Here is a 21581-nt window from a genome sequence, read left to right as displayed (position 1 = left end):
GAAACCAGCCCCCGGATACGGGCGGCCCCGTTCACTGCCCCGCTCTTTCGCGCCCCCGCCCCCGGGATCGGTGGCGCCGCTTTCAGGAAATGGATGAATGCCGCAAAGACATGTGATCAATGCTTCGGTCAGCCCGAAAGGCAGCCTGGAGACCCTCTCGCAACGTGAAGTGCAACAACTGAGCGCCGCCAGTTCCGGCAGCATCTACACGCTGTTCCGCCAGTGCGCCCTGGCCATCCTCAATACCGGCGCCCACGTCGACAACGCCAAGACCATCCTCGACGCCTACCACGATTTCGAAGTACGGATTCACCAGCAGGATCGCGGCGTGCGCCTGGAGCTGCTGAACGCTCCGGCCGATGCCTTCGTCGATGGCGAGATGATCGCCAGCACCCGGGAAATGCTCTTCAGCGCCCTGCGCGACATCGTCTACACCGCCAACGAACTGGACAGCCAGCGCATCGACCTGGAGAGCTCCCAGGGCATCACCGACTACGTTTTCCACCTGCTGCGCAACGCCCGCACCCTGCGTCCCGGCGTGGAGCCCAAGCTGGTGGTGTGCTGGGGCGGCCACTCGATCAACACCGACGAGTACAAGTACACCAAGAAGGTCGGCCACGAGCTGGGCCTGCGCAAGCTGGACATCTGCACCGGTTGCGGCCCCGGCGTGATGAAGGGGCCGATGAAGGGCGCCACCATCGCCCATGCCAAGCAGCGCATGAACGGCAGCCGCTACCTGGGCCTGACCGAGCCGGGCATCATCGCCGCCGAGGCGCCCAACCCCATCGTCAACGAGCTGGTGATCCTGCCGGACATCGAGAAGCGCCTGGAGGCCTTCGTCCGGGTCGGACACGGCATCATCATCTTCCCCGGTGGCGCCGGCACCGCCGAAGAGTTCCTGTACCTGCTGGGCATCCTGATGCACCCGGACAACCGCGACCTGCCGTTCCCGGTGATCCTCACCGGGCCCAAGAGCGCGGCGCCGTACCTGGAGCAGCTCAACGCCTTCGTCCTGGCGACCCTGGGCGAAGCGGCCGGCCAGCACTACCAGGTGATCATCGACAACCCGGCCGAAGTGGCCCGGCAGATGACCGAGGGCCTGAAGACCGTCAAGCAGTTCCGCCGCGAGCGCAACGACGCCTTCCACTTCAACTGGCTGCTGAAGATCGACGAAGGCTTCCAGCACCCGTTCGACCCGACCCACGAAAACATGGCCAACCTGCAACTCAGCCATGCCCTGCCCCCCCATGAACTGGCGGCCAACCTGCGCCGGGCGTTCTCCGGCATCGTCGCCGGCAACGTCAAGGACCAGGGCATCCGCCTGATCGAGCAGAAAGGCCCGTACAGCATCCATGGCGACCCGGCGATCATGCAGCCGCTGGACCAGCTGCTCAAAGCCTTCGTCGATCAGCACCGCATGAAGTTGCCCGGTGGTGCCGCCTACGTGCCCTGCTATCGCGTGGTCAGCTGAGCCCCGAAACCCGCCCCACCGCCGCGCGTCAGCCCATGGCGCGCGGTTCGTACCTCGATCAAGGCACGGCGCCAACCTCCGCTGATTCGGCTGGCGACTGCAACTGGCCTTCGAGCTGGCGCCCGAGGTAATACACCCCGGCCATGACCCCATGTTGCGGATCATGCAGTTGCCTGAGCCAGGCCTGGTCGAATGCCTCGCCCAGGTCCCGGCGGGTCTGGGCTTGCAAGTCGGGCCGAGCGTCGTCCTGGACCAGCGCCCGGACGCCGGCCACCCCTACCGAGATCAACGCCCCGGCCACACGCCCTACTGCAGCGGCCACGGCACCGGCGACCCCACGCCCGGCGAACTGGGCCTGGAGTTTTTCGCTGGTCTGTTGTGCTACCCGGGGCACGCCCGAAATACCAGTGGCCTGCTCGGGCAGGCGTAGCTGCTGCAGCAACGGCCCGTAGGCCGGCAACCGGACGATCGGCTCGACCTGCAACAACTGGCGCAGGCTGGCCCGCTGGCTCGCCTGCGGTCCCAGGTCGATGGCCATGATTCCTTCCAGGTGCTGGTCCAGTTGCGCCGCCGGCAACTGCAGGCGGGTGCTGACCTGCGTCAGTTGCAGGCGCAGCTGCTGCACGTAGAACTCCATGGCCTGGGCGGTGATCTGGTCGGCATCGATCTCCAGCGCCACCGGCGCCAGCACCCGCTGCTGGTATTGCTCCTGCAGGTATAGCGCCAGGCGCCTGGAAGCCTGCTCGCTGTCGCCCCGGCTGTTGAGCGAATACCAACCAACCTTCAGCGCCAGCCATTCCTGGGTCCAGTAGCCGCTGAACCAGGGGATGAAGCTCTCGTCGGTCTGCTGGTAGACCCGGGTCCGCCAATGCTCCATGGAACCCTGGGCGTAGACTTCGGCCTGTGCGGTGGCGCGAGCGGAGGCCTCCAGCAAGGCGCGGTCGACCTGGCGCCAGGTAGCCGGGGCCACCGGAGCCGGCGCCACGGGCTCGGGACCGCGGTTGGCGCAACCGGCCAACACCAGCAAGCCCAGGACGAACAACCAGGTTCGACCTCGACCGGCACCCAGCGCCTGTGAACACACGGCACGTCCCTCCGCTATCGGCGGCGCCGCGCCCATCCGAGCCGCGCCGACCTTTTTCCAGTATAGGTAGCGCGACACAGGTATATTGCCCGCGCGCTCGCGCCACGGACCTGCCGCCCTGCCCAAGGAACCTTCATGCTCTACCGTATCGCCGCCGACAGCCTGGTGCTGTTCCACCTGTCCTTCATCCTCTTCGTACTGCTGGGCGGCCTGCTGGTGCTGCGCCAGCCACGCCTGATGCTGCTGCACCTGCCGGCGGCGGCCTGGGGCGTGGCCGTGGAAGTCGGGCACCTGGAATGCCCGCTGACCCGCTGGGAGAACCTGCTGCGCCATGCCGCCGGACAACAGGGCTACGCCGCCGGATTCATCGAGCATTACCTGATCCCGCTGATCTACCCCGCGGGGCTGACCCCGGGCATCCAGTTGTGGCTCGGCGCCGTGGTGCTGCTGATCAACCTGTCGGTGTACGCCTGGCTGCTCCGATGCTGGCTGCGCCGGCGCCACGGCTGAAGCCCGCGGGGCCGGCCACTGGCCCCGATTTTCCGCAAAACGCACGGGCAGGCCATCCAGGCCTGCGCAACTGGCACAGGCACGTCGCTATATAGTTTTGTATATTTCGCTATCGAATCACGAGATCGCCCCATGCCCGCCTCTCCCGCATCCCCGCAATCACGCCCGCAACCGCCGCCGCGCCGCGAACGCCAGTCGCGCATGCGCCATCGGCAGCTGATCCTCGACGCGGCCTGCAACGAATTCGCCGCCAAGGGCTTCAGCGCCTGCCAGACCCTGGACATCGCCCTGCGGGCCGGAGTCCCCAAGGCCAACCTGTATTACTACTTCCACACCAAGGAGAACCTCTACGCCGAGGTCCTCGAACCGTTGCTCGAGCCCCTGGGCCAGGCCTCGGCCCTGTTGGCCGCCAACGCCGAGCCGACGACCGCGCTCACCGCCCATATCACCGCGCGGCTGCGAATCGTGCAGGCATACCCGTTGCGCTCGAAGATTCTCTGCAGCGAACTGCTCCATGGTGCGCAGCAGTTGCCCGATAGCTGGCGCCAGCGACTGCATGCCCAGCAACAGAACGAAATCGCCTGCCTGCGCAGCTGGATCGAGGATGGCCTGATCCAGGCCGTCGCTGCGGAGCACCTGCTGCTGTTCATCGCAGCGACCACCCAGACCTATCCCACCCTCGGCTGGCAGATCGCCCTGATCCAAGGCCGTGGCGAGCCCAGCGACGCCGACTTCCAGGACGTCGCCAGGACCTTGACCCGGATGATCCTGGCCGGCGCCGTGGGCGCTTCGGGCATGGGCCAGGACCGGCCGGCCCGGGCACTGGCGGTCTAAGGTTGCGCCAGCTGCGCGCAGGCCTCGCCCAGGGCCTGCCAGGTGGCTTCGTCGGCCGGGATCAGGTGTTCGATGCGCAGCGAGGCGACCGTGATGTCCTGGGGCATGCCGAAGGTGGTGAAGGTGGACAGGAACCGCAGTTCGCCCTGGGGCCCACGGACCCGAGTCAGCAACAGCGGCGCCGACACTTCGGCCGCATCCACCGCCAAAGGCACCGGCAGGGTCGCCAGCAGCGCCGCCAAGCCGGGAGCCTCGCCAGCCTCCCGGGATGCCCGTTGCCAGGCCACCTGGCGGATCTGCTCGGCATTGATCAGGCAATCACCCAAGCCTGCGGGCGCCAACAGCGTCACCAGCAGGTTGAAACCTTCGCCCAGTGCTTGCCGGGGCAGGCCCAGCAACTGGAACAGCGCCTGGGTCGCCCGATTGGCCGCCAGCACCTGCCAGCCGCTGTCGATGACGATCGCCGGCGCGGGGTTGTTGGCTTCCAGCAAATGCAGCAACGCCGTGCGCACCGGGGCCAACCCCGGATCGCTCAATGGCAGCGCGGCATAACGCGGCGCATAGCCGGCGGCGAGAAATACCCGGTTGCGCACTTCCAGGGGCGTTTCCAGGGTATCCAGAAGACGCTGCAACAAGGCCGGGCTGGGTTGTGCCCGACCGGTCTCGACGCAACTCAGGTGCCGTTGCGACAAGCCGGCCTGCAAGGCCAGGTCCAGCTGGCTCAGGCGCGCCTGATGGCGCAGCCGGCGTAATTGCATGCCTACGGCCTGCCGGTCGATGCGGGAATGCTCGAGGGTATCGGTCATGGAGACGGTCATCCGTTGCGCTCCGCCCTCAGCCCAGGGTCTTGCAGAAGATCAGCTCCGGATCCTGCTCGTCGAGGTTTTCGATCACCCCGCTGGGGTGGAACCCGGCCTTGGCGATCATGGCCCGGGAGGCCTGGTTCGACTGGTTGCAAGAGATGAACAATCGTGGGGTACGACACGCCTGCTCGGCAGCCAGGAGCAAGCGCAGCGCCACCCCCTGGCGTTGCTGCCAGGGGGCCACGGCCACCAGCGCGACGAAGCCGTATTCGAAGAAATCATGGTTGAGCAGCAGGTAGCCAACCACCTGCCCCTGCGCCACCTCGACCCAGCCCTCGCCCCGTGCAACGGCTTGGTCGACCTGCCGCCCCCGGGCCGGATGCTGGCGGGCGTAGGGATCGCACTCGAGCATGGCCGGCACGTCCGTGGGGTCGGCCAGGCGAATCGTTCGGCCAGCGCCGGCTGCTGGGTTCGGCTGGTGGTTGCTCATGGTCGTTCGGTCCTTGAAGAGAGGGGCACGGGCTTTAGCACAACGCATCGGTGCGCGGCTGTCTATGACCTGCGGGGTCATTGAGTGGCGCAGCGCTCGCCACTTAGCCTGTTTGCATGACGTTGTTCAAGGAGTTTTACCGTGAAAACCACCTTCTGGATGCTCTGTGTCGCGCTGTTCGCCGGCCATGAACTGGACGCCGTGGCCCAGGCCGAATGGCGCCTGCTCTATGGCCTGCGCGACCTCGAGCCAGCGCCGGCCCAGCAGTTGTTCATCGCCTTGCACGTGCCCCTGGGCCTCGCCTTGATGGCCCTGGCCGGACTCCCTCGGGCCCGGCTTCGGCGCATTACCCGACAGGCCCTGGCCGGATTCGCGGTAATCCATGCCGGGCTGCATTACCGCCTGCAAGAGCACCCGCTGTACCTGTTCGATTCGCTGCTGTCCCAGGGGCTGATCCATGCCTGGGCGGCTGCCGGCCTGGGCTACCTGCTGCTGGACCTGGGAACCCGGCATCCGCGATTCGCCAATGCCCACCGCCCCTGATCGAGGAACACTCATGCCCCGCCCCTACCCCGCGCTCCTGGCCTTGCTGGTTTTCAGCGGCTACACGCTGTTCACCCTGATGCAGGCCGAGCAATCGCTGCTGCAGTTCGGCTTGCAATTGCTGTCGCGCCCGGACACCGCGCAAGTGGTGATCGACCTGTACCTGATGGCCATCCTGGCCGGACTGTGGATGCTGCGCGACGCCCGCGCCCGAGGACGATCGGCGAGTTCGGTATGGCCCTACCTGCTGCTCACCGCCGTGTTCGTCTCCATCGGCCCGCTGCTGTACCTGGTGGTCTGCGGCTGGCGGGACCGAAGCCAGCCCGGGAACGGCTGACGCCGGGGCTCAGATCAGGCGCTGGATCTGCTTGTGGCGCCAGACCAGCTTGAAGTAGCTGACCTGCAGCACCAGCATCGCCAGGTAGGCCACCGGGAACGCCATCCACACCCCTTGCAGGCCGAACTGCGCATCCAGCAAGTAGGCCGCCGGCAACTGCACCCCGAGGATGCAGAAGATCGAGATCGCCACCGGCATCAGCACCGTACCGCTGGCGCGCATGATGCCGCCGATCACCGCCTGGAAGCCGAACACCAGCAGGCTCCAGAACATGATGTGCAACAGGTGCCCCGCCTGGACCAGGGCCGCCGGGTCGATGATGAACAACCCCAGCAGCCAGTGGGAAATCAGGTAGCCCAGCAGCACCAGGGCGCCGGTCAGGCACAGATTGATCAGCAACCCGGTGCGCAGGATCGGAGTGATGCGCTGCAGTTGTCCGGCACCGATGGCCTGGGCCCCGAGGATCGAGGCGGTGATGGCGATCGACAGCGCCGGGAACTGCACGTAGTTGACGATCTGGGTCACTGCGCCATAGGCCGCGGTGGCCTGGGAACCGTGGTGGTTGACCAGCGCCAGGATGACCAGCTCCGACAGCGAGATCACCACCATCTGCACTCCGGTGGGCAGGCCGATGCGCAGCACCTTGGCCAGGATCGCCCGGTCCAGCTTCAACGCCGCGAACAGCGCCCGATCGAAGGCCAGCGGATGGGGCTGGCCCCGCAGGCGCCAGACCAGAAAGCCCATGGCGATGATGTTGCTGGCCAGTCCGGCGAAGGCCGCACTCTGGATCCCCAGGGCCGGCAAGCCCAGCCAGCCCTGGATCAGTGCCGGGGTCAGGAGCAGGCCCACCAGGGTCGAGACGATCAGCGCCAGCAAGGGCGACAGGGTATCGCTGACGCCTCGCAGCAACTGGGTGAAGAGCACGAAGACCAGCAGCAACGGCAAGATCAGCATCATCACCCGGGCATAACCCACCGCGTCATCCAGCACGTCCGCCGGCGTGCCCAGGCCCTGCAGCACCGGCCGGGCGAAGAGCATGCCCAGCACCGCTCCCACCAGGCCGATCATGGCCCCGAGCAACAGGGTGCTGCCGGCCACCGACTTGACCGCATCCAGCTCCCGGGCGCCCCAGGCCTGGCCGATCAGCACCGAGGCCCCCGCACCCAGGCCGATCACCAGGGCGATGAAGAAGAACAGGATGGGAAACATGCCCGACACGGCCGCCAGGGCCTGGGTCCCCAACAGCTGGCCGATATAGATGCCATTGAGGGTGCCGGAGAAAGACTGCAGGAAATTCGACAGCACCATGGGCAGCAGGAAGAGCAAATACACCTGCCAGAGCGGTCGCTGGGGAGCAATGGACATGGAACGGGCAACCTCGAATCAGGGCGATGAAAAGGGCCACGGGCCCCGGGTATGACCGACCGCGATTATCAGGCTCGACGGTTCGGCAGGCGCACGGGATGGCCGCACGCGCTATGGCCAGTGCCGGTCAGCGGTTCACGTTGACCACCACCCGCCCACGGACCTTGCCCTCGAGCAACTCGGCGGCGACACCGATGGCCTCGCCCAGCGCCACTTCGCGGGTGATCAACTCCAGGTGCTCGAGGTCGACCTCGGCGGCCAACCGCTGCCAGGCATGGACCCGCTCCTGGTATGGCCGGGTCACGCTGTTGATTCCCAACAGGCTGACTCCACGCAAGATGAAAGGCGCCACCGAGGCCGGAAAATCCATGCCCTGGGCCAACCCACAGGCGGCCACCAGGCCATCGGCGGCGGTACCGGCGCAGACATTGGCCAGGGTATGGCTGCCCACCGAATCGATGGCCGCCACCCAGCGTTCCTTGGCCAGTGGTCGTCCCGGCTGGGACAGCTCGGCACGCTCGATCACCTGGCAGGCCCCCAGTTGCCGCAGGTAACCGGCCTCTTCCGGGCGGCCGGTGGCCGCGATCACCGAGTAGCCCAGGCGTGCCAGCAAGCTCACGGCAAAGCTGCCGACCCCGCCACTGGCGCCGGTGACCAGCACCTCGCCCTGCCCCGGGCGCAGGCCGTTACGTTCCAGGGCGATCAGGCACAGCATGGCGGTGTAGCCGGCCGTGCCGATGGCCATGGCCTGGCGCGGGGTGAAGGCTTGCGGCAGGTGGATCAGCCAGTCGCCCTGCACCCGAGCCTTCTGCGCCAACCCGCCCCAATGGCTTTCGCCCACGCCCCAGCCATTGAGCAAGACCTGGTCGCCTGCCCTCAAGCGAGGGTGGCTGCTGGACTCCACGGTGCCCGCCAGGTCGATGCCGGGGACCATGGGGAACTGGCGCACCACCGGGCTCTTGCCGGTGATCGCCAGGCCGTCCTTGTAGTTCAACGTGCTGTAGGCAACCTGCACACTGACCTCGCCCGGGGGCAGCCGGGCGTCTTCCAGCTGCGTCATATCGGCGCGATAACCTGCAGTGTCTTTGTCGATCACAATGGCGTTGAACATCCGGGACTCCTGCTTGGAAAGTGGTCTGTCGGCAACGGGCAAAGGCCGGGGGCACCAGCGCGGCACAGGGACATGCCGGCGAAGGCGCCATCCTACGCAAGGCCCCGCGTAGCGTCCACGTTGACACCGACATGGCAAACCCGGGCATCGCGGCGTTACCATTGCGCCCGAGTTTTTGTTGATCGAACGGATTCCCGACCTTGTCCCACCTTCTGGAAAAAGCCGCTGCCCGTGGCGACCTCGCCGCACTGACCCGCCTGCTGGATGCCGGCGCAGACATCGAATGGAAGCACAAGGGAACCGGCCGCACCGCGCTGCTGGCGGCCACCATCGCCGGCCGCCTGCCCGCCGTGGCATTGCTGCTGCAGCGTGGCGCCAACCCGCAACAACCCTGCAAGGCCCTGGGCTACAGCTCGCTGTCCTGGGCTGCCGGCAACGGTGCTTGCGCCATCGCCAAGCTGCTGATCGAACACGGCGCAGCCCTCGACCAGGTCTCCCCAGACCTGCGGCGCAGTGCCTTGATGAATGCCGCCCAGGGCGGCCATGCCGAGATGGTCAGCCTGCTGCTGCAGGCCGGGGCCGATGCCCAACTGCTGGACTTCCAGCAGCGCAACGCCTGGTCCCTGGCCGAAGACAAGGGCCATGGGCGAATCATGCAGTTGCTGGCACAAGCCGGTGCCGGGGAACAGCCTCCAGCGCAACCGTCCCCGTACCTGCCGTGGCCGGATCTGCCGGCCGATGCCCACAGCAGCAGCGACCCGATCACCCAGGTGCGAGCCTATACCTTGGCCGTGGAGGCCTGGGAACGGCGCGGCAAGGCCCAGGCACGCGACGGCCTGGACCAGGACTTCTGGGCCGAGCCCCGGCAGTTGCTGGAGCGCTTCTGCACCCTGCGCGACAGGGCCTATACCCGCGCCTCCTATGGCTCGCCCACCACCTACTCGAAGGACAACGAACTGCTGGCCTGCCAGCTGCTCAAGCCGAGCCAGGCCGAAGTGCTGATCCGCGACCCCGCTTCGCGCAGGCTGCGCTACGAGTATCGTTTCCTGGTCAAGCTGGCGGCCGGGCAATGGCGGATCGACAACGTCAAGCGGCGCCTGGCCGGCACCGAGAAATGGGAAAACACCATTCTTTGAATCGCATGTACACAAGGACCCATGCCCGATGAAATACGACGACGCTTCCTGGCATTACGGCGGGGACTTTCCCAGCGACCTGCCGCCCAGCGCCGGGGGCACCCATATCGGCCTGTTCCTGGCCTGGATGCTGCTCAACGGCTTTGCCAGCGAAGAACTTGAAGAAGATGCCGCCGAGGAACTGGCGCAGCTACGTTCACGCAAACTCGATGGCCGTGAGTTCCTGTTCAAGATGCTCGATGAAAGGCTCTACGACGAAGACTTCAACGCCGAAGGCAATGCCTTCGCTGCTGCCTACTATGCGGGAAAGGACAGCAACGTCCGCTACAGCGAGGACTATGAGCAGCTCCTGGCACCAGTCCCCGATACGATCTACCGGGTGGAGAACAGCTGGAGCAACTACGACCTGCTCGCTCCGGTGCTCGATGGCCGGCTGGCGCAATGGCGAGCCATGGGCCGCCCGGAACACCTGGACTGAACCGCGCCGGCCGGCAATTGTGGTTAAATGCCGCCCCGAAAAATTGCCGGTCGCGCCGATGAACCCTCAAGCCCTCGCCACCCTCAACCAACACCTGCTGGACGCCCTGGCCAGCGCCCCAAGCGAAACCCGGCGCCTGTTCCACGGGCGCGGGCGCTGCTGGCCGGGCCTGGAACAAGTGACCGTGGATTGGCTGCAAGGCGTGCTGCTGGTGTCGCTGTTCAAGGAAGTGCAAGCCGGGGACCTGGCTGCCTTGAAACAGCTGCTGGTGGACCTGGGCGCCACTGCGCAGTGGCAGGCCAGCGGCGCCACCAGCCTGATGCTGCAACACCGCTACCTGCCCGACAGCCTCGGTGAATGGTTGCTGGGCGAGCCGGTGGAATCCTGCACCATCACCGAGGAAGGCCTGGATTACCGGGTGGACCTGGGCAGCAAGCAGAACAACGGCTTGTTCCTCGACATGCGCTACGGGCGCAACTGGGTGCGGGCCAATGCCCAGGGCCTGAAGGTGCTGAACCTATTCGCCTACACCTGCGGATTCTCGGTGGCGGCGATCGCCGGCGGGGCCGAGAAGGTGGTCAACCTCGACATGTCCCGGGCGGCCCTGAGCCGTGGCCGCGACAACCATCGGCTCAACGGCCACGACCTGGGCCGGGTGAGCTTCCTCGGCCATGACCTGTTCAAGTCCTGGGGCAAGGTCAAGCAAGGCGGCCCTTACGACCTGGTGATCATCGACCCGCCCTCCTTCCAGAAAGGCAGCTTCGTGCTGAGCAAGGACTACGCGCGAGTGCTGCGGCGCCTGCCGGAGTTGCTGACGCCGACGGGCCGGGTGCTGGCCTGCATGAACGATCCAGCGTTCAGCGTGGAGTTCCTGCTGGACGGCATGGCCGAGGCCGCGCCAGGGCTGCGTTTCGAACAGCGCCTGGACAACCCGCCGGAATTTCCCGATGCCGATGCGCAATGCGGCCTGAAGGCCCTGGTGTTCAACCAGCCAGCGTAGCCGTGGCGGCCACCGGGCCAGCCTGGCGGCGCAGTTGATCGACCGCATCGTCCTTTTTACGGCCGCTGCGCGCCCGGGCGCAGCCTCGCCAGCTCGGCATGAGCTTTCAGGATCGGCGCGGGGTTAGAGTGGCATCCGGTATTCGATGAATCCCGAATTGTCCGCCACCCAGTCGTAGAGCTTTTGCGCGCGCTTGTTGGTGGCGTGGGTGTGCCAGTACAGCCGTGCGCAATCGTGTTGGCGGGCAAAGGCCTGGACCCACTCGATCAGCTGTTTGCCAGTGCCGCCGCCACGGACCTGCGGCGCCACGTACAGGTCCTCCAGGTAGCAGAAGTCCGTGGCGGCCCAGGTCGAACGGTGCAGCACGGAGTTGACGAACCCCACCAACTCGCCACCTTGCACCGCCACCGCCGAATACACCGGCTCCCGGGGGTCGAAGAAACGCTCGAACGTGCGCTGGCTCACCTGTTCCGAAAGGCTTACCTGATAGAAATCCTGGTAAGCCAGCCACAATTGCTGCCATTGCTCCCGATCTTCGGCCTGGATGGCCCGTACCACTACCGTCTGTTGCTGCTCGCCCATGACGCTCTCCTCATGAAAAACCGGAAACAACACTGCTTCCCGGGGATATCGAAGAGCGCCAGCTTAGGCAGCTAACGGCCTGTTGTAGCAGGCCAATTCTAATTTCAACAGCAGACCACTTGCCCTCGCCTGCCAGCACCTCACAACGCTGGCAACTGATGGGTGACGCAATGGATCCCACCCCCGCCTGCGGCGATGGCATCGATATCCAGCTGCACCACCTCGCGCCCGGGGTAGAGCTGGCTGAGCAGGTCGTGGGCCTTGGCGTCGGCCACGGGATCGCCGAACTCCGGGGCGATCACCGCGCCGTTGATCACGAAGTAATTGATGTAGCCCGCGGCGAAGTCTTGGTTGCCCCGGCTGAAACGGCTCTTGCGCGGATTCAAGGGCGGCGACAGGGTGTGCACCTTGAGCTTGCGGCCATCGGCATCGGTGGCGTTGCGCAGGATCTCCAGGTGCGCGCGGGTCACCGCGTGGTCGTAGGAGTCCGGATCGTTGTCGAGGTTGGCCACCACCACCCCGGGAGCCGCGAAGCGCGCATAGAAGTCGACGTGGGCATCGGTGATGTCGTGCCCCTTGATCCCCGGCAGCCAGATGATCTTGCGCAGGCCCAGGCAAGCCTTGAGCTCGGCTTCGACCTCGGCCTTGCTCCAGTCGGGGTTGCGATTGCGGTTGATCCAGCTGCTCTCGGTCATGATCCCGGTGCCGTGGCCATCCACCTCGATACCGCCGCCCTCGCCCACCAGTTCGCTGCGCAAGTAGGTGGCGCGCGCGCCATCGGCGACCTGGCGTGCCAGGCGCGCATCCCGGGAATGGCGCTGCTTGTTGCCCCAACCGTTGAAGTTGAAGTCCACTGCGCCCAGCTCGCCTCGGGAGTCGACCACGAAGTTGGCGCCGATATCGCGCATCCAGATATCGTCCAGCTCGGTGATCACATAGGTGACATTGCGAGTGCCACACAGCTCCTCGGCCAGGCCGCGCTCATGCTCGCGGCAGAACAGGGTCAGCGGCTCATGGGCGGCAATCGCCCGGGCGATCCGGCCCTGGGCCTCCTGCACATCGCCAGTGAAATCTTCCCAGATCGCATCCTGGGCACCGAAGGCCATGAAGGCCCGCTGGTGACGATCGCCTTCGTCGGGCATGACCCAGCCCTCCTGTTCCTGTTCTTGGGCCAAGACCCGACGGGCGCCCAGGCCCAGGGTAGTCACGGCGGCGAAACCGGCCAGCAGCGAGGCCTGTTTGATGAATGTACGTCGGGTCGACATCGGTCTTTCTCTCAAGGGGGATTGCCTGAAGTGGAACGGCTCAGGGTGCTTTTATCGTAGCCGTCTTGAACTGGGTCCAGATGCGCATTCGGGCCCGCATGTCGGCCTGGGGAATATCGCGCCCCGGCACCAGGCGGGCAAAGGTCGCGGCATCCGGGTAGATATCCGGGTTGCCCACCATCCGTGGATCGATCTGCGGCCGCGCCTTGGCATTGGCCGTGGGGTAGCCGGTGAAATTGCTGATGGCCGCCATGTTCTCCGGGCGCATGACGAAGTTGATGAAGGCATAGGCGTACTCCGGGTGCCGGGCATCCTTGGGGATCGCCATGGTGTCCATCCACACCGTGGTGCCCTCACGCGGGATGCGGTACTGGAAGTCCACCGGCTTGCCGGCTCCGTCGGCGGCGCGCTGGGCCTGGGTCACATCGCCGCTGTAGCCCAGGGACAGGCACAGGTTGCCATTGACCAGGTCGGTCACTGGCTGCGACTGGAACTTGCGGATGTACGGCCGCAGCTTGAGCAACAGCTCGCTGGCCGCTTGCAGGTCTGCCGGCTCGGCGCTGCGCGGATCGCGCCCCAGGTAGTTGAGCGCCACCGCCAGTACTTCGTCGGGCGAGTCGATCACCGAGATCCCGCAATCGGCGAAATGCGCCGCCAGCTCCGGCTTGAACAGCAGGTCCAGGCTGTTGACCGGTGCATTGGGCAAGCGTTGGGCGATCTGCCCGGCGTTGTAGGTCAGGCCGATGGTGCCCCAGGTATAGGGCACCGTGGCCTGGCTGGCCCGGGGGTACTGCTTGCGCAAGGCTTGCAGGCCGGGCTCGATGTCGTCCATTTGCGCAAGCTTGGCGGGGTCGAGGTTCTGCAGGCTGCCAGCACGCATCAGTCGCTCGGCCACGGTGTCGCCGGGGAAGATCAGGTCGTAGCCGCTGCCGCCGGTCATCAGCTTGGCCTCCAGGACCTCGCTGCCTTCCATGACGTCGTAGATCACCTTGATCCCGGTCTCGGCGGTAAAACGCGCCAGGGTGTCCTGGGCGAAGTAGTCGGCCCAGTTGTACAGGCGCAGGGTCTTTTCTTCAGGCGCGGCCTGGACCTGCGCAGCCATCAATGCCAGTGCCAGCGCGCCAAGGCGCAATGTGCCGATGCGGTTCATGCTCATGCCTCCCGAGGGTTCCAGCGTGAATGCAGGTGTTGGCCGTCGAGGCTCAGCAAGGGCCCGTACATTTCCGGACGACGATCACGGAAGATGCCCCAGGTCCGGCGCTCCTCGGCCATGGCCGCCAGGTCCAGCTCATGCAAGAGCATGCCGGTGGTGTCGCGGTCGGCCTCGGCCAGCAGCTGGCCCTTGTGGTCGCAGATGAACGAGGAACCGTAGAACTGCATGTGCAGCTCTGAGTCGCTGCGAGCCACTTCCCGCCCGACGCGGTTGGCCGCCACCACCGGCAGCAGGTTGGCCGCGGCGTGCCCACGCATGGTCATCTGCCAGTGATCCTTCGAGTCCAGGTCGGCGGCGCCAGGCTCCGAGCCGATGGCCGTGGGGAACAGCAGCACCTCGGCACCCTGCAATGCCAGGCAACGGGCGGTTTCCGGGAACCACTGGTCCCAGCAGATGCCCACGCCCAGGCGGCCGAACGCCGTGTCCCAGACCTTGAAGCCGGTGTCGCCGGGGCTGAAGTACTCCTTCTCCTGGTAACCGATGGCGTTGGGGATGTGGGTCTTGCGGTACACCCCGAGCAGGCGTCCGTCGGCATCGGCCACGCTCAGGGAGTTGAAGTAGGCGGTGCCGGCCCGCTCGAACCAGCTCAGCGGCAACACCACCCCCAGCTCCTTGGCCAGGGCGGCAAAGCGCTTGAGTATGCGGCTCTGGCCATACTCTTCGGCCAGTGCCAGGTGCCGGTGCTGCTGTTCGATGCAGAAGTACGGCGTGGCGAACAGCTCCTGCAGCAGGATCACCTGCCCGCCGCGGGCTGCGGCCTCGCGCACCAGTTGCTCGGCACGCTCGAGGTTGTCCGCCAGGTCCCAGGTACAGGGCATCTGCAACGTCGCGACGGTCAAGTTGCTCATGCCGACACCTCCAGTGGCCAGCGCGGTTGCTGCTGGGTGATGCAATGCACGCCACCACCGCCATGGGCCAGGTGGTTGATCTGCACCGGCACCACTTGCCGCCCGGGGAAGGCCTTGGCCAGGACCTGGGCCGCGACCTGGTCGGCCTCGATACCATAGGCCGGCATGATGATCGCGCCGTTGGCGATGTAGAAGTTGGTATAGGAAGCGCAGAACACCTCGGCCTGGGTGTCCACCGCGGCAGTGGCTTCGAACAACTCCACCAGTTCGAAGGCGCGGCCCTGGGCATCCCGGGCCAGCTCCAGGGCACGGCGGTTCTCGCGCACCACTTCGGCGTACACCGAGCCTTGGTCATGGGTGGCGTCCACCAGCAGCAGGCCGGGACGGGCGAAGGCACAGACGCCATCGACATGGCCATCGGTCATGTCGCCGGTCACGTAGTCCGGATCGCCGGGCAGCCAGATGGTTTTCTTCACTCCCAGCAGGCGCTCGAAGATCTCTTCCATCTCGGCCTTGCCCAGGCCCGGATTGCGATTGGGATTGAGCAGTACCGACTCGGTGGTGATCAGGGTGCCTTCGCCGTCCACATGGATGGCGCCGCCTTCGTTGGCCAGGTGGGTGCCGAAGCAGTCCAGCCCCAGTTGGTCGAGCAGGCGCCGGGCCAGGCTGCGGTCCAGCTCATGGGCCGACTTGCCGCCCCAGGCATTGAAGCGCCAGCTGACGCCGGCCAGCCCGTGCTGGGGATGGCAGACGAAACTCGGCCCGGAGTCGCGGCACCAGCTGTCGTCCACGGCCTGGACCACCCGCTCGACGTTGGCGCCGCAGTGGCGCCGGGCGCTCTCCAGGGCCGAAGGATCGACCACCAGCTTGACTGGCTCGAAACGTGCGATGGCATTGGCCACCCGGGCGAAATCCGCCTGTACGTCGGCCAGGGTCACGCCCCAGCCCGACTCCCACAGGTCCTGGTTATGGGGCCAGACCATCCAGGTCGCCGCGTGGGGCACCCACTCGGCGGGCATCCGCCAACCGCTGTTTCGACTGTCATTGCTGTGCATGGGAATCGCGCCTCTCGATTAAGGTTTTGTTATCAGCCAACAAATACCGGTGCAACCAATGGCGCCCATGCTATGGCTTTGAAAATCCCGCAACAAACGATAGATTTAGTGAAATTCTGATTAGCTGGGCTTATCGATAATGTTAAAACACTGGCCTCCCCTGAACGCCCTGCGCGGCTTCGAAGCCGCCGCGCGCCTGGGCAGCTTCCACCAGGCGGCGCAGGAGCTGCACCTGACCCAATCGGCCATCAGCCAGCAGATCCGCAGCCTAGAAACCTTCCTCGAACAGCCGCTGTTCTACCGCAGCGGGCGCAGCGTGACCCTGACCGATGCCGGGCATGACCTGCGCAGCACCACCCAATCGCTGCTGCAACAACTGGCCGTGGGCATTCGCCGCCTGGAGCAGTACCGCAAGCCCAACCAGCTGGTGGTCAACACCAGCCCGGCCTTCGCCCGCCACTGGCTGCTACCGCGACTGGGCGAATTCAACCGCCTGCACCCGGAAGTGGACCTGTGGCTGTTCACCAGTTTCGAGCCGCCGGACATGGCCACCCAGACCATCGACGTGACGATCCGCGACGACCTCAGCGCCCAGGCCGAATGCAGCTACCTGGAGCTCTGCAGCGACCAGCTCTATCCGGCCTGCCATCCCTCCCTGCTGGAGCAGCCCCAGGCGCTGCGCACCACCTTGCACGGCGAACGGGAAATGGACTGGAGCCACTGGGTGGTGGAAGGCGGCACCGACGTCGGCCAGCGCAGCAACGGCCTGAACTTCTCCGACCCGGGATTGCTGCTGGACGCCGCCTGCGCTGGCCACGGCATCGCCCTGGTCAGCCAACTGCTGGCCCAGCAAGCCCGGGCCCAGGGCCAGTTGCAGCCGCTGTGCGAACAAAGCGTGCGCGGCCCGACCTGGGCCTGGCTGGTGCATCGCGACAGTGAAGGCAGCTCGCTGACCCGCAGCTTCTGCAGCTGGTTGCAAAACGCCCTGGAGCAGGCCTGAAAAACCGCTTTGCATTCCTGGCGGTAACCCCTGCCCCGGCGCCGCCTTAAGCTGGCGCCGGTGCAATCCGCACTGCCTCCAAGGAATCGCGCGTGCCCCCGATCCCCGACATCAACTGGTCATTGTGGTTGTCCACCATGCTGCCCATGGCCCTGAGCGCCGGTCCCGGCAACCTGATGGTGGCCAGCTCCGGCGCCCGCAGCGGCGTGCGCCGCTCCCTGCGCTTCATCCTCGGCCTGGACCTGACCTACTTCCTGCTGGCCCTGCTGGTGGGCCTCGGGCTCTACCACAGCCTGGCGCAGCAGCCGCAACTGCTGCGGGGCCTGCGGATCGCCGGCAGCCTGTACATCTTCTGGCTCGGCCTGCGCCTGTTGCTGCGCCCACTGCGCAAGCCCGGCGAGCCAGAACAGGCGCTGTTGTTCCGCGATGGCGTGGTGCTGCAACTGGGCAACGTGCAAGGGCTGGTCATGCTGCTGGTGATGTTCTCCACCTTCAGCCCGGCCACCAGTGCCGGCAGCCTGGCGGTGGTGGCGCTGAGCGCCGCGCTGATCGCGGTGAACCTGTTCGGCCACCTGCTCTGGGCGGGCCTGGGCTCGAGCCTGCAACCGCTGCTACGTGCCAGGCCGGGCTTGCTCAAGGCGCAAAATGTGCTGTTCGGCTTGCTGCTGATGGGGGTGGCGGCGTGGATCTTCCTGCGCAATGGCCTGGCCTGAGCCGACCGCCTCAGTGGTCTTGCAGGCCATGCTGGCGCAGCACCCGGTCAATGAACTGCACCACCTGCTCGACCCGCTCCTGGCCCTGGGTCGCCAGGTTGCGCAGCAGCTAGATATCAGCCCGATGCGCCGGGACATCCGGCAACACCCGGCACAGCCCCAGGGGTTCGGCGATATAGGCCGGCAAGGCGGCGATCCCCAGGCCAGCCTGCACCGCCTGGAGCTGCGCTTGCAGGTTGGCGGTGCTCATCCACAGCGGCTGGCCGCCACTGAGCCGGTCCAGCCAGCGGGCCAGGGGCATATGTTCCAGGGCCTGGTTCCAGCCGATCAAGCCATGCCGGGCCAAGTCTTCGGGCGCTTGCGGACACCCCTGGGCCTGGGCATATGCCGGGGAGCAGAACAGCGCCTGGGTCAGCGCGCCGACCTTGCGCAAGGTGAAGTTGCTACCGGCTTCCGGCCGGTGCAGGCGCAGCACCAGGTCACTGTGGCTCTGGGTGAGCTTGACCGAGCGCGCGGCATTGACGAAGTCGAAACGGATCTCTGGATGACCCGCACGAAACGCCGCCAGGGCCGGGATCAACAGATGGCTGCCCATCAGCTCCGGGCAATCGATGCGCACCACCCCGGCCATGCGCGCACCGGGCCGGGCCAATTGGCGCTCCATCTGGCCAAAGCGTTCCTGGGCCTCGAGCGCCATGGGCAGCAAGTCGCGGCCGGCCTCGGTGAGGAAATAGCCCTGGGTGGTCTTCAGGAACAGCGGCGTATGCAAGGCCTGCTCCAGCATCTGGATCTTGCGCGAGACCGTGGCCGCCGACACCTTCAGCGCCTGTCCGGCATCGGTGATGTTGCTGGCGTTGGCGACCGCAATGAAGAATCGCAGATCATCCCAATTCACGCTTACCTGCCTGTCCTTGCGAAATCAGGCCGGGATCTTATGCGAAAAATACTCTGGCGCGATCAGAGTTTTCTTCAGTCGCGGGCCTGGAGCTGTAGAGTGAAGGCGTCGCCCAACCCGAGGACAAGGACCGCCCCATGCTGGAACTGCACACTGAACGCCTGCACCTGCGCTCCCTCAACGCCAATGACTGGGAGCTGTTCCTGACCCTGCACAGCGACTCCGATAACCTGCGCTATGTCTGCGACCCACTTTCCCGAGCGCAGATCGAGGAGCGCTTTACCTCGCGCCTGCCGCACTGGAATACGGATTCGACCCACTGGCTGTGCCTTTTGATCAACGACCGCCACAGCGGTGAGGGCCTGGGTTTCACCGGCCTGCGGATCAGCAACGGCGACGCCTCCGAGGCCGAGGTCGGCTACTTGTTGCGTCCGCAGCATCAAGGCAAGGGACTGGCCGTGGAATCCCTGCGCGCCGTCATCGAGCACGCCCGGCACACCCTGGGCATCAAGCAGCTGATCGCCACGGTCACCGACGGTAATGCGCCGTCCTGCAAGGTCTTGGAGAAATGCGGCTTCGCCTTCCTACGCCGTGACGAACGGGCCTTCCAGCTGGGCGGCGAGGATTGCGACGACCTGATTTTCAGCTGTCGCCTGACGGCTTGATGCGGCGCCTTGTCGCGGGTTTTTCTTGACAGGAAAAATTCGCCACGGCTATTGTCTGACAACCTGACTTACAAGGTTTACCCATGCTCGAACTCCAGCGCCCCGACTCCCTGGTCGTACGGGTCGTCAACGCCATCCGCAATGAGATCGACTCCGGCCGACTGGCTCCCGAGTCGCGCCTGCCCACCGAACAGCAACTGGCTGAACAGCTCAATGTCAGTCGCTCGGTGGTGCGCGAGGCCATCGCCCAGCTCAAGGCCGATGGCGTGCTGATCGCCCGCCGTGGCCTGGGCTCGTACATCTCCAAGACCCCGGCCGGCACGGTGTTCCGCTTCCCCCAGAGCGAAGGACGCCTGGCGGACCTGGCGCAGATGTTCGAGATGCGCCTGTGGATCGAGACCCAGGCCGCGTCGATCGCCGCCCAGCGCCGGGACGCCGACGACCTGCAACGGATGCAGGCCGCGCTACAGGAAATGCACGACAAGCGCAGTGATTTCGAAGCCGCAGCCCTGGCCGACGTGGCGTTCCACCGGGCCATCGCCGAAGCCAGCAAGAACGATTACTTCGTGGCCTTCCATGACTTCCTGCGCAGCCAGCTGGCCAGTGCCCGCAAGACTGCCTGGGAAAACTCGGCGCTGCGCCTGGTCGGCGGTTCTGCCGACGCGGCCCAGGAACACCAGGCGCTGTACCAGGCCATCGCCGCCGGTGACCGCCAGGCCGCCGCCGGCTGTGCCGATGCCCATTTGCGGGCCTCGGCCAAGCGCCTGGGCCTGGAGTTGCCTACCCTCGACTGACCCTATTGCGCCAGACCGCAGGCCGAGCCTGCGGTTTTTATCGGACTACTTAGTCTGACAACCTGATAACCAGACTGATACGGACACCTGGAACCATGATCTACGACTTTTGCATCATCGGCGGCGGCATCGTCGGACTGGCCACGGCGATGGAGATCCTCAAGCGCCAGCCCGGCGCTTCGCTGGTGGTCCTGGAAAAGGAAAGCGTGCTGGCCAAGCACCAGACCGGGCACAACAGCGGCGTGATCCACGCCGGGATCTACTACGCGCCGGGCAGTCTCAAGGCCGACCTGTGCAAGCGCGGCGCCGAGGCCACCAAGCAGTTCTGTACCGAGCATGGGATCAAGTTCGAGGTCTGCGGCAAGGTGCTGGTGGCCTCCAATGCCCTGGAAGTGCAGCGCATGGAAGCCTTGTACCAACGCTCGCAGCTCAATGGCCTGAAGGTCGAGCGCCTGGATGCCGAGCAACTGCGCCAGCGCGAACCGAACATTGTCGGCCTGGGCGGGCTGTTCCTGGACGCCACCGGCATCGTCGATTATCGCCAGGTGTGCGACACCATGGCCCGGGTGATCCGCCGCGCCGGTGGCGAGATCTGCCTGGGGCAGACCGTCACCGCCATCCAGGAGCACGCCGACAGCGTCAGCGTCGGCACCCATGGCGGCAGTTGGCGGGCGAAGAAACTGGTGGCTTGCGCCGGCCTGCAGTCCGACCGCCTGGCGACCCTGGCCGGAGTGCGGATCGATCACCAGATCATCCCCTTTCGCGGTGAGTACTTCCGCCTGCCGGCGGCGAAGAACGACATCGTCAACCACCTGATCTACCCGATTCCCGATCCGGAGCTGCCGTTCCTCGGCGTGCACCTGACCCGCATGATCGACGGTAGCGTTACCGTCGGCCCCAACGCGGTGCTGGGCCTGGGCCGGGAAAACTACCGCAAGTTCTCCATCAACTGGCGCGATGTCGCGCAATACGCCAGCTTCCCCGGGTTCTGGAAAACCATCTGGCAGAACCTCGGCTCCGGCACCACCGAGATGAAGAACTCGCTGTTCAAGTCCGGCTACCTGGAGCAGTGCCGCAAGTATTGCCCGTCCCTGGAAGTCAGCGACCTGCTGCCCTACGAAGCGGGTATCCGCGCCCAGGCGGTAATGCGCGATGGCAGCCTGGTCCACGATTTCCTGTTCGCCGAAACCTCGCGCATGTTGCATGTGTGCAACGCGCCCTCGCCCGCCGCCACCTCGGCGATTCCCATTGGCTCGATGATCGCCGACCGGATCTTCCAGGCCGGCTGAAACACCCTGGCACTCGCGTTGCCCGGCGCCTCGACGACGCCGGCAGGATCGCGTGCTCGCGTCACCCGACAATAAATACAATGATCCAAGAGGATGCACC

24 protein-coding genes are annotated in these 21581 nt (G+C 66.0%); 13 read left to right on the top strand and 11 right to left on the bottom strand.

The window, feature by feature from the left end; translation table 11 throughout:
* Window positions 1-97 precede the first annotated feature (97 nt).
* The gene (ppnN, locus tag AC3WK8_RS08125; protein ID WP_022643799.1) at window positions 98-1471 is read left to right on the top strand and encodes a nucleotide 5'-monophosphate nucleosidase PpnN; all 1374 of its coding nucleotides are present in this window, start codon (window positions 98-100) and stop codon (window positions 1469-1471) included.
* 58 nt (window positions 1472-1529) lie between these two features.
* Here the strand turns inward: ppnN and AC3WK8_RS08120 are convergent, their stop codons facing one another.
* Window positions 1530-2555, bottom strand: coding sequence for a hypothetical protein (locus tag AC3WK8_RS08120; protein ID WP_256592202.1), 1026 nt, complete (start codon window positions 2553-2555; stop codon window positions 1530-1532).
* Between the two features lie 135 nt (window positions 2556-2690).
* On the opposite strand from AC3WK8_RS08120, the gene AC3WK8_RS08115 reads away from it, so the two are divergent.
* Window positions 2691-3065 (top strand): DUF2784 domain-containing protein, encoded by a 375-nt coding sequence (locus AC3WK8_RS08115; protein ID WP_103323881.1) that lies wholly within the window; start codon window positions 2691-2693, stop codon window positions 3063-3065.
* A gap of 132 nt (window positions 3066-3197) precedes the next feature.
* Window positions 3198-3899 carry a TetR/AcrR family transcriptional regulator gene (locus AC3WK8_RS08110; RefSeq protein ID WP_103323882.1) on the top strand — a complete coding sequence of 234 codons (702 nt, stop codon included), beginning with the start codon at window positions 3198-3200 and terminating at the stop codon, window positions 3897-3899.
* Here the strand turns inward: AC3WK8_RS08110 and AC3WK8_RS08105 are convergent.
* Complete coding sequence (locus tag AC3WK8_RS08105; RefSeq protein ID WP_103323883.1) at window positions 3896-4717, bottom strand: helix-turn-helix domain-containing protein; 822 nt, start codon at window positions 4715-4717, stop codon at window positions 3896-3898. The two genes, AC3WK8_RS08110 and AC3WK8_RS08105, sit on opposite strands and share 4 nt — an antisense overlap.
* Before the next feature lie 16 nt (window positions 4718-4733).
* Window positions 4734-5192 carry a GNAT family N-acetyltransferase gene (locus tag AC3WK8_RS08100; protein WP_053136225.1) on the bottom strand — a complete coding sequence of 153 codons (459 nt, stop codon included), beginning with the start codon at window positions 5190-5192 and terminating at the stop codon, window positions 4734-4736.
* A gap of 141 nt (window positions 5193-5333) precedes the next feature.
* Here AC3WK8_RS08100 and AC3WK8_RS08095 point away from each other — a divergent pair, with 141 nt between their 5' ends.
* Both AC3WK8_RS08095 and AC3WK8_RS08090 read left to right on the top strand, forming a co-directional pair.
* Window positions 5334-5735 (top strand): DUF6713 family protein, encoded by a 402-nt coding sequence (locus AC3WK8_RS08095; RefSeq protein ID WP_103323884.1) that lies wholly within the window; start codon window positions 5334-5336, stop codon window positions 5733-5735.
* A gap of 13 nt (window positions 5736-5748) precedes the next feature.
* The gene (locus AC3WK8_RS08090) at window positions 5749-6072 is read left to right on the top strand and encodes a DUF2834 domain-containing protein (protein WP_103323885.1); all 324 of its coding nucleotides are present in this window, start codon (window positions 5749-5751) and stop codon (window positions 6070-6072) included.
* 9 nt (window positions 6073-6081) lie between these two features.
* On the opposite strand, the gene AC3WK8_RS08085 is transcribed toward AC3WK8_RS08090, so the two are convergent.
* Together AC3WK8_RS08085 and acuI are read right to left on the bottom strand one after the other, a co-directional pair.
* Entirely contained in the window at window positions 6082-7437 is a 1356-nt protein-coding gene (locus tag AC3WK8_RS08085) for an MATE family efflux transporter (RefSeq protein WP_103323886.1), read from the bottom strand.
* 127 nt (window positions 7438-7564) lie between these two features.
* Window positions 7565-8548, bottom strand: coding sequence for an acrylyl-CoA reductase (NADPH) (gene acuI, locus AC3WK8_RS08080; RefSeq protein WP_085596563.1), 984 nt, complete (start codon window positions 8546-8548; stop codon window positions 7565-7567).
* Window positions 8549-8748: 200 nt separating this feature from the next.
* Here acuI and AC3WK8_RS08075 point away from each other — a divergent pair, with 200 nt between their 5' ends.
* The 3 genes from AC3WK8_RS08075 to AC3WK8_RS08065 are packed head-to-tail and all read left to right on the top strand — an operon-like array spanning window position 8749 to window position 11162.
* A complete protein-coding gene (locus AC3WK8_RS08075; RefSeq protein ID WP_103323887.1) occupies window positions 8749-9684 on the top strand; it encodes an ankyrin repeat domain-containing protein in 936 nt (311 codons plus the stop codon).
* A gap of 28 nt (window positions 9685-9712) precedes the next feature.
* Window positions 9713-10162 carry a DUF7832 domain-containing protein gene (locus AC3WK8_RS08070; RefSeq protein ID WP_022643789.1) on the top strand — a complete coding sequence of 150 codons (450 nt, stop codon included), beginning with the start codon at window positions 9713-9715 and terminating at the stop codon, window positions 10160-10162.
* A gap of 58 nt (window positions 10163-10220) precedes the next feature.
* Window positions 10221-11162 (top strand): class I SAM-dependent methyltransferase, encoded by a 942-nt coding sequence (locus AC3WK8_RS08065; protein ID WP_085596565.1) that lies wholly within the window; start codon window positions 10221-10223, stop codon window positions 11160-11162.
* 123 nt (window positions 11163-11285) lie between these two features.
* Here the strand turns inward: AC3WK8_RS08065 and AC3WK8_RS08060 are convergent, their stop codons facing one another.
* The 5 genes from AC3WK8_RS08060 to AC3WK8_RS08040 form a co-directional block, all read right to left on the bottom strand.
* Window positions 11286-11744 (bottom strand): GNAT family N-acetyltransferase, encoded by a 459-nt coding sequence (locus AC3WK8_RS08060; protein WP_103323888.1) that lies wholly within the window; start codon window positions 11742-11744, stop codon window positions 11286-11288.
* Window positions 11745-11884: 140 nt separating this feature from the next.
* Window positions 11885-13009 carry an agmatine deiminase family protein gene (locus tag AC3WK8_RS08055; RefSeq protein WP_103323889.1) on the bottom strand — a complete coding sequence of 375 codons (1125 nt, stop codon included), beginning with the start codon at window positions 13007-13009 and terminating at the stop codon, window positions 11885-11887.
* A 40-nt stretch (window positions 13010-13049) separates the two neighbouring features.
* Window positions 13050-14159: an extracellular solute-binding protein gene (locus AC3WK8_RS08050; protein WP_103323964.1), complete on the bottom strand. Its 1110-nt coding sequence runs from the start codon at window positions 14157-14159 to the stop codon at window positions 13050-13052.
* A gap of 2 nt (window positions 14160-14161) precedes the next feature.
* A complete protein-coding gene (gene aguB, locus AC3WK8_RS08045) occupies window positions 14162-15070 on the bottom strand; it encodes an N-carbamoylputrescine amidase (RefSeq protein WP_103323890.1) in 909 nt (302 codons plus the stop codon).
* Window positions 15067-16125, bottom strand: a complete 1059-nt coding sequence (locus AC3WK8_RS08040) for an agmatine deiminase family protein (RefSeq protein ID WP_068586877.1) — start codon at window positions 16123-16125, stop codon at window positions 15067-15069. The genes aguB and AC3WK8_RS08040 overlap by 4 nt, the downstream gene beginning before the upstream one ends.
* A gap of 139 nt (window positions 16126-16264) precedes the next feature.
* On the opposite strand from AC3WK8_RS08040, the gene AC3WK8_RS08035 reads away from it, so the two are divergent.
* Both AC3WK8_RS08035 and AC3WK8_RS08030 read left to right on the top strand, forming a co-directional pair.
* A complete protein-coding gene (locus AC3WK8_RS08035; protein ID WP_085596569.1) occupies window positions 16265-17125 on the top strand; it encodes a LysR family transcriptional regulator in 861 nt (286 codons plus the stop codon).
* A gap of 92 nt (window positions 17126-17217) precedes the next feature.
* Complete coding sequence (locus tag AC3WK8_RS08030) at window positions 17218-17838, top strand: LysE family translocator (protein ID WP_085596570.1); 621 nt, start codon at window positions 17218-17220, stop codon at window positions 17836-17838.
* Window positions 17839-17947: 109 nt separating this feature from the next.
* On the opposite strand, the gene AC3WK8_RS08025 is transcribed toward AC3WK8_RS08030, so the two are convergent.
* Window positions 17948-18733 (bottom strand): LysR family transcriptional regulator, encoded by a 786-nt coding sequence (locus AC3WK8_RS08025; protein ID WP_256592203.1) that lies wholly within the window; start codon window positions 18731-18733, stop codon window positions 17948-17950.
* A gap of 137 nt (window positions 18734-18870) precedes the next feature.
* Here AC3WK8_RS08025 and AC3WK8_RS08020 point away from each other — a divergent pair, with 137 nt between their 5' ends.
* The 3 genes from AC3WK8_RS08020 (at window position 18871) to lhgO (ending at window position 21481) form a co-directional block, all read left to right on the top strand.
* Window positions 18871-19398, top strand: a complete 528-nt coding sequence (locus AC3WK8_RS08020) for a GNAT family N-acetyltransferase (RefSeq protein ID WP_085596572.1) — start codon at window positions 18871-18873, stop codon at window positions 19396-19398.
* Window positions 19399-19481: 83 nt separating this feature from the next.
* Complete coding sequence (locus AC3WK8_RS08015) at window positions 19482-20192, top strand: FadR/GntR family transcriptional regulator (RefSeq protein ID WP_053136270.1); 711 nt, start codon at window positions 19482-19484, stop codon at window positions 20190-20192.
* A gap of 95 nt (window positions 20193-20287) precedes the next feature.
* Entirely contained in the window at window positions 20288-21481 is a 1194-nt protein-coding gene (gene lhgO, locus AC3WK8_RS08010) for an L-2-hydroxyglutarate oxidase (RefSeq protein WP_103323891.1), read from the top strand.
* The last annotated feature ends 100 nt before the right edge of the window (window positions 21482-21581 follow it).

The sequence above is a fragment of the Pseudomonas sp. FW507-12TSA genome (genome assembly GCF_058781435.1).
Note: the sequence above shows the minus strand (reverse complement) of the source record. Positions and strands in the feature narration are given on the sequence as shown.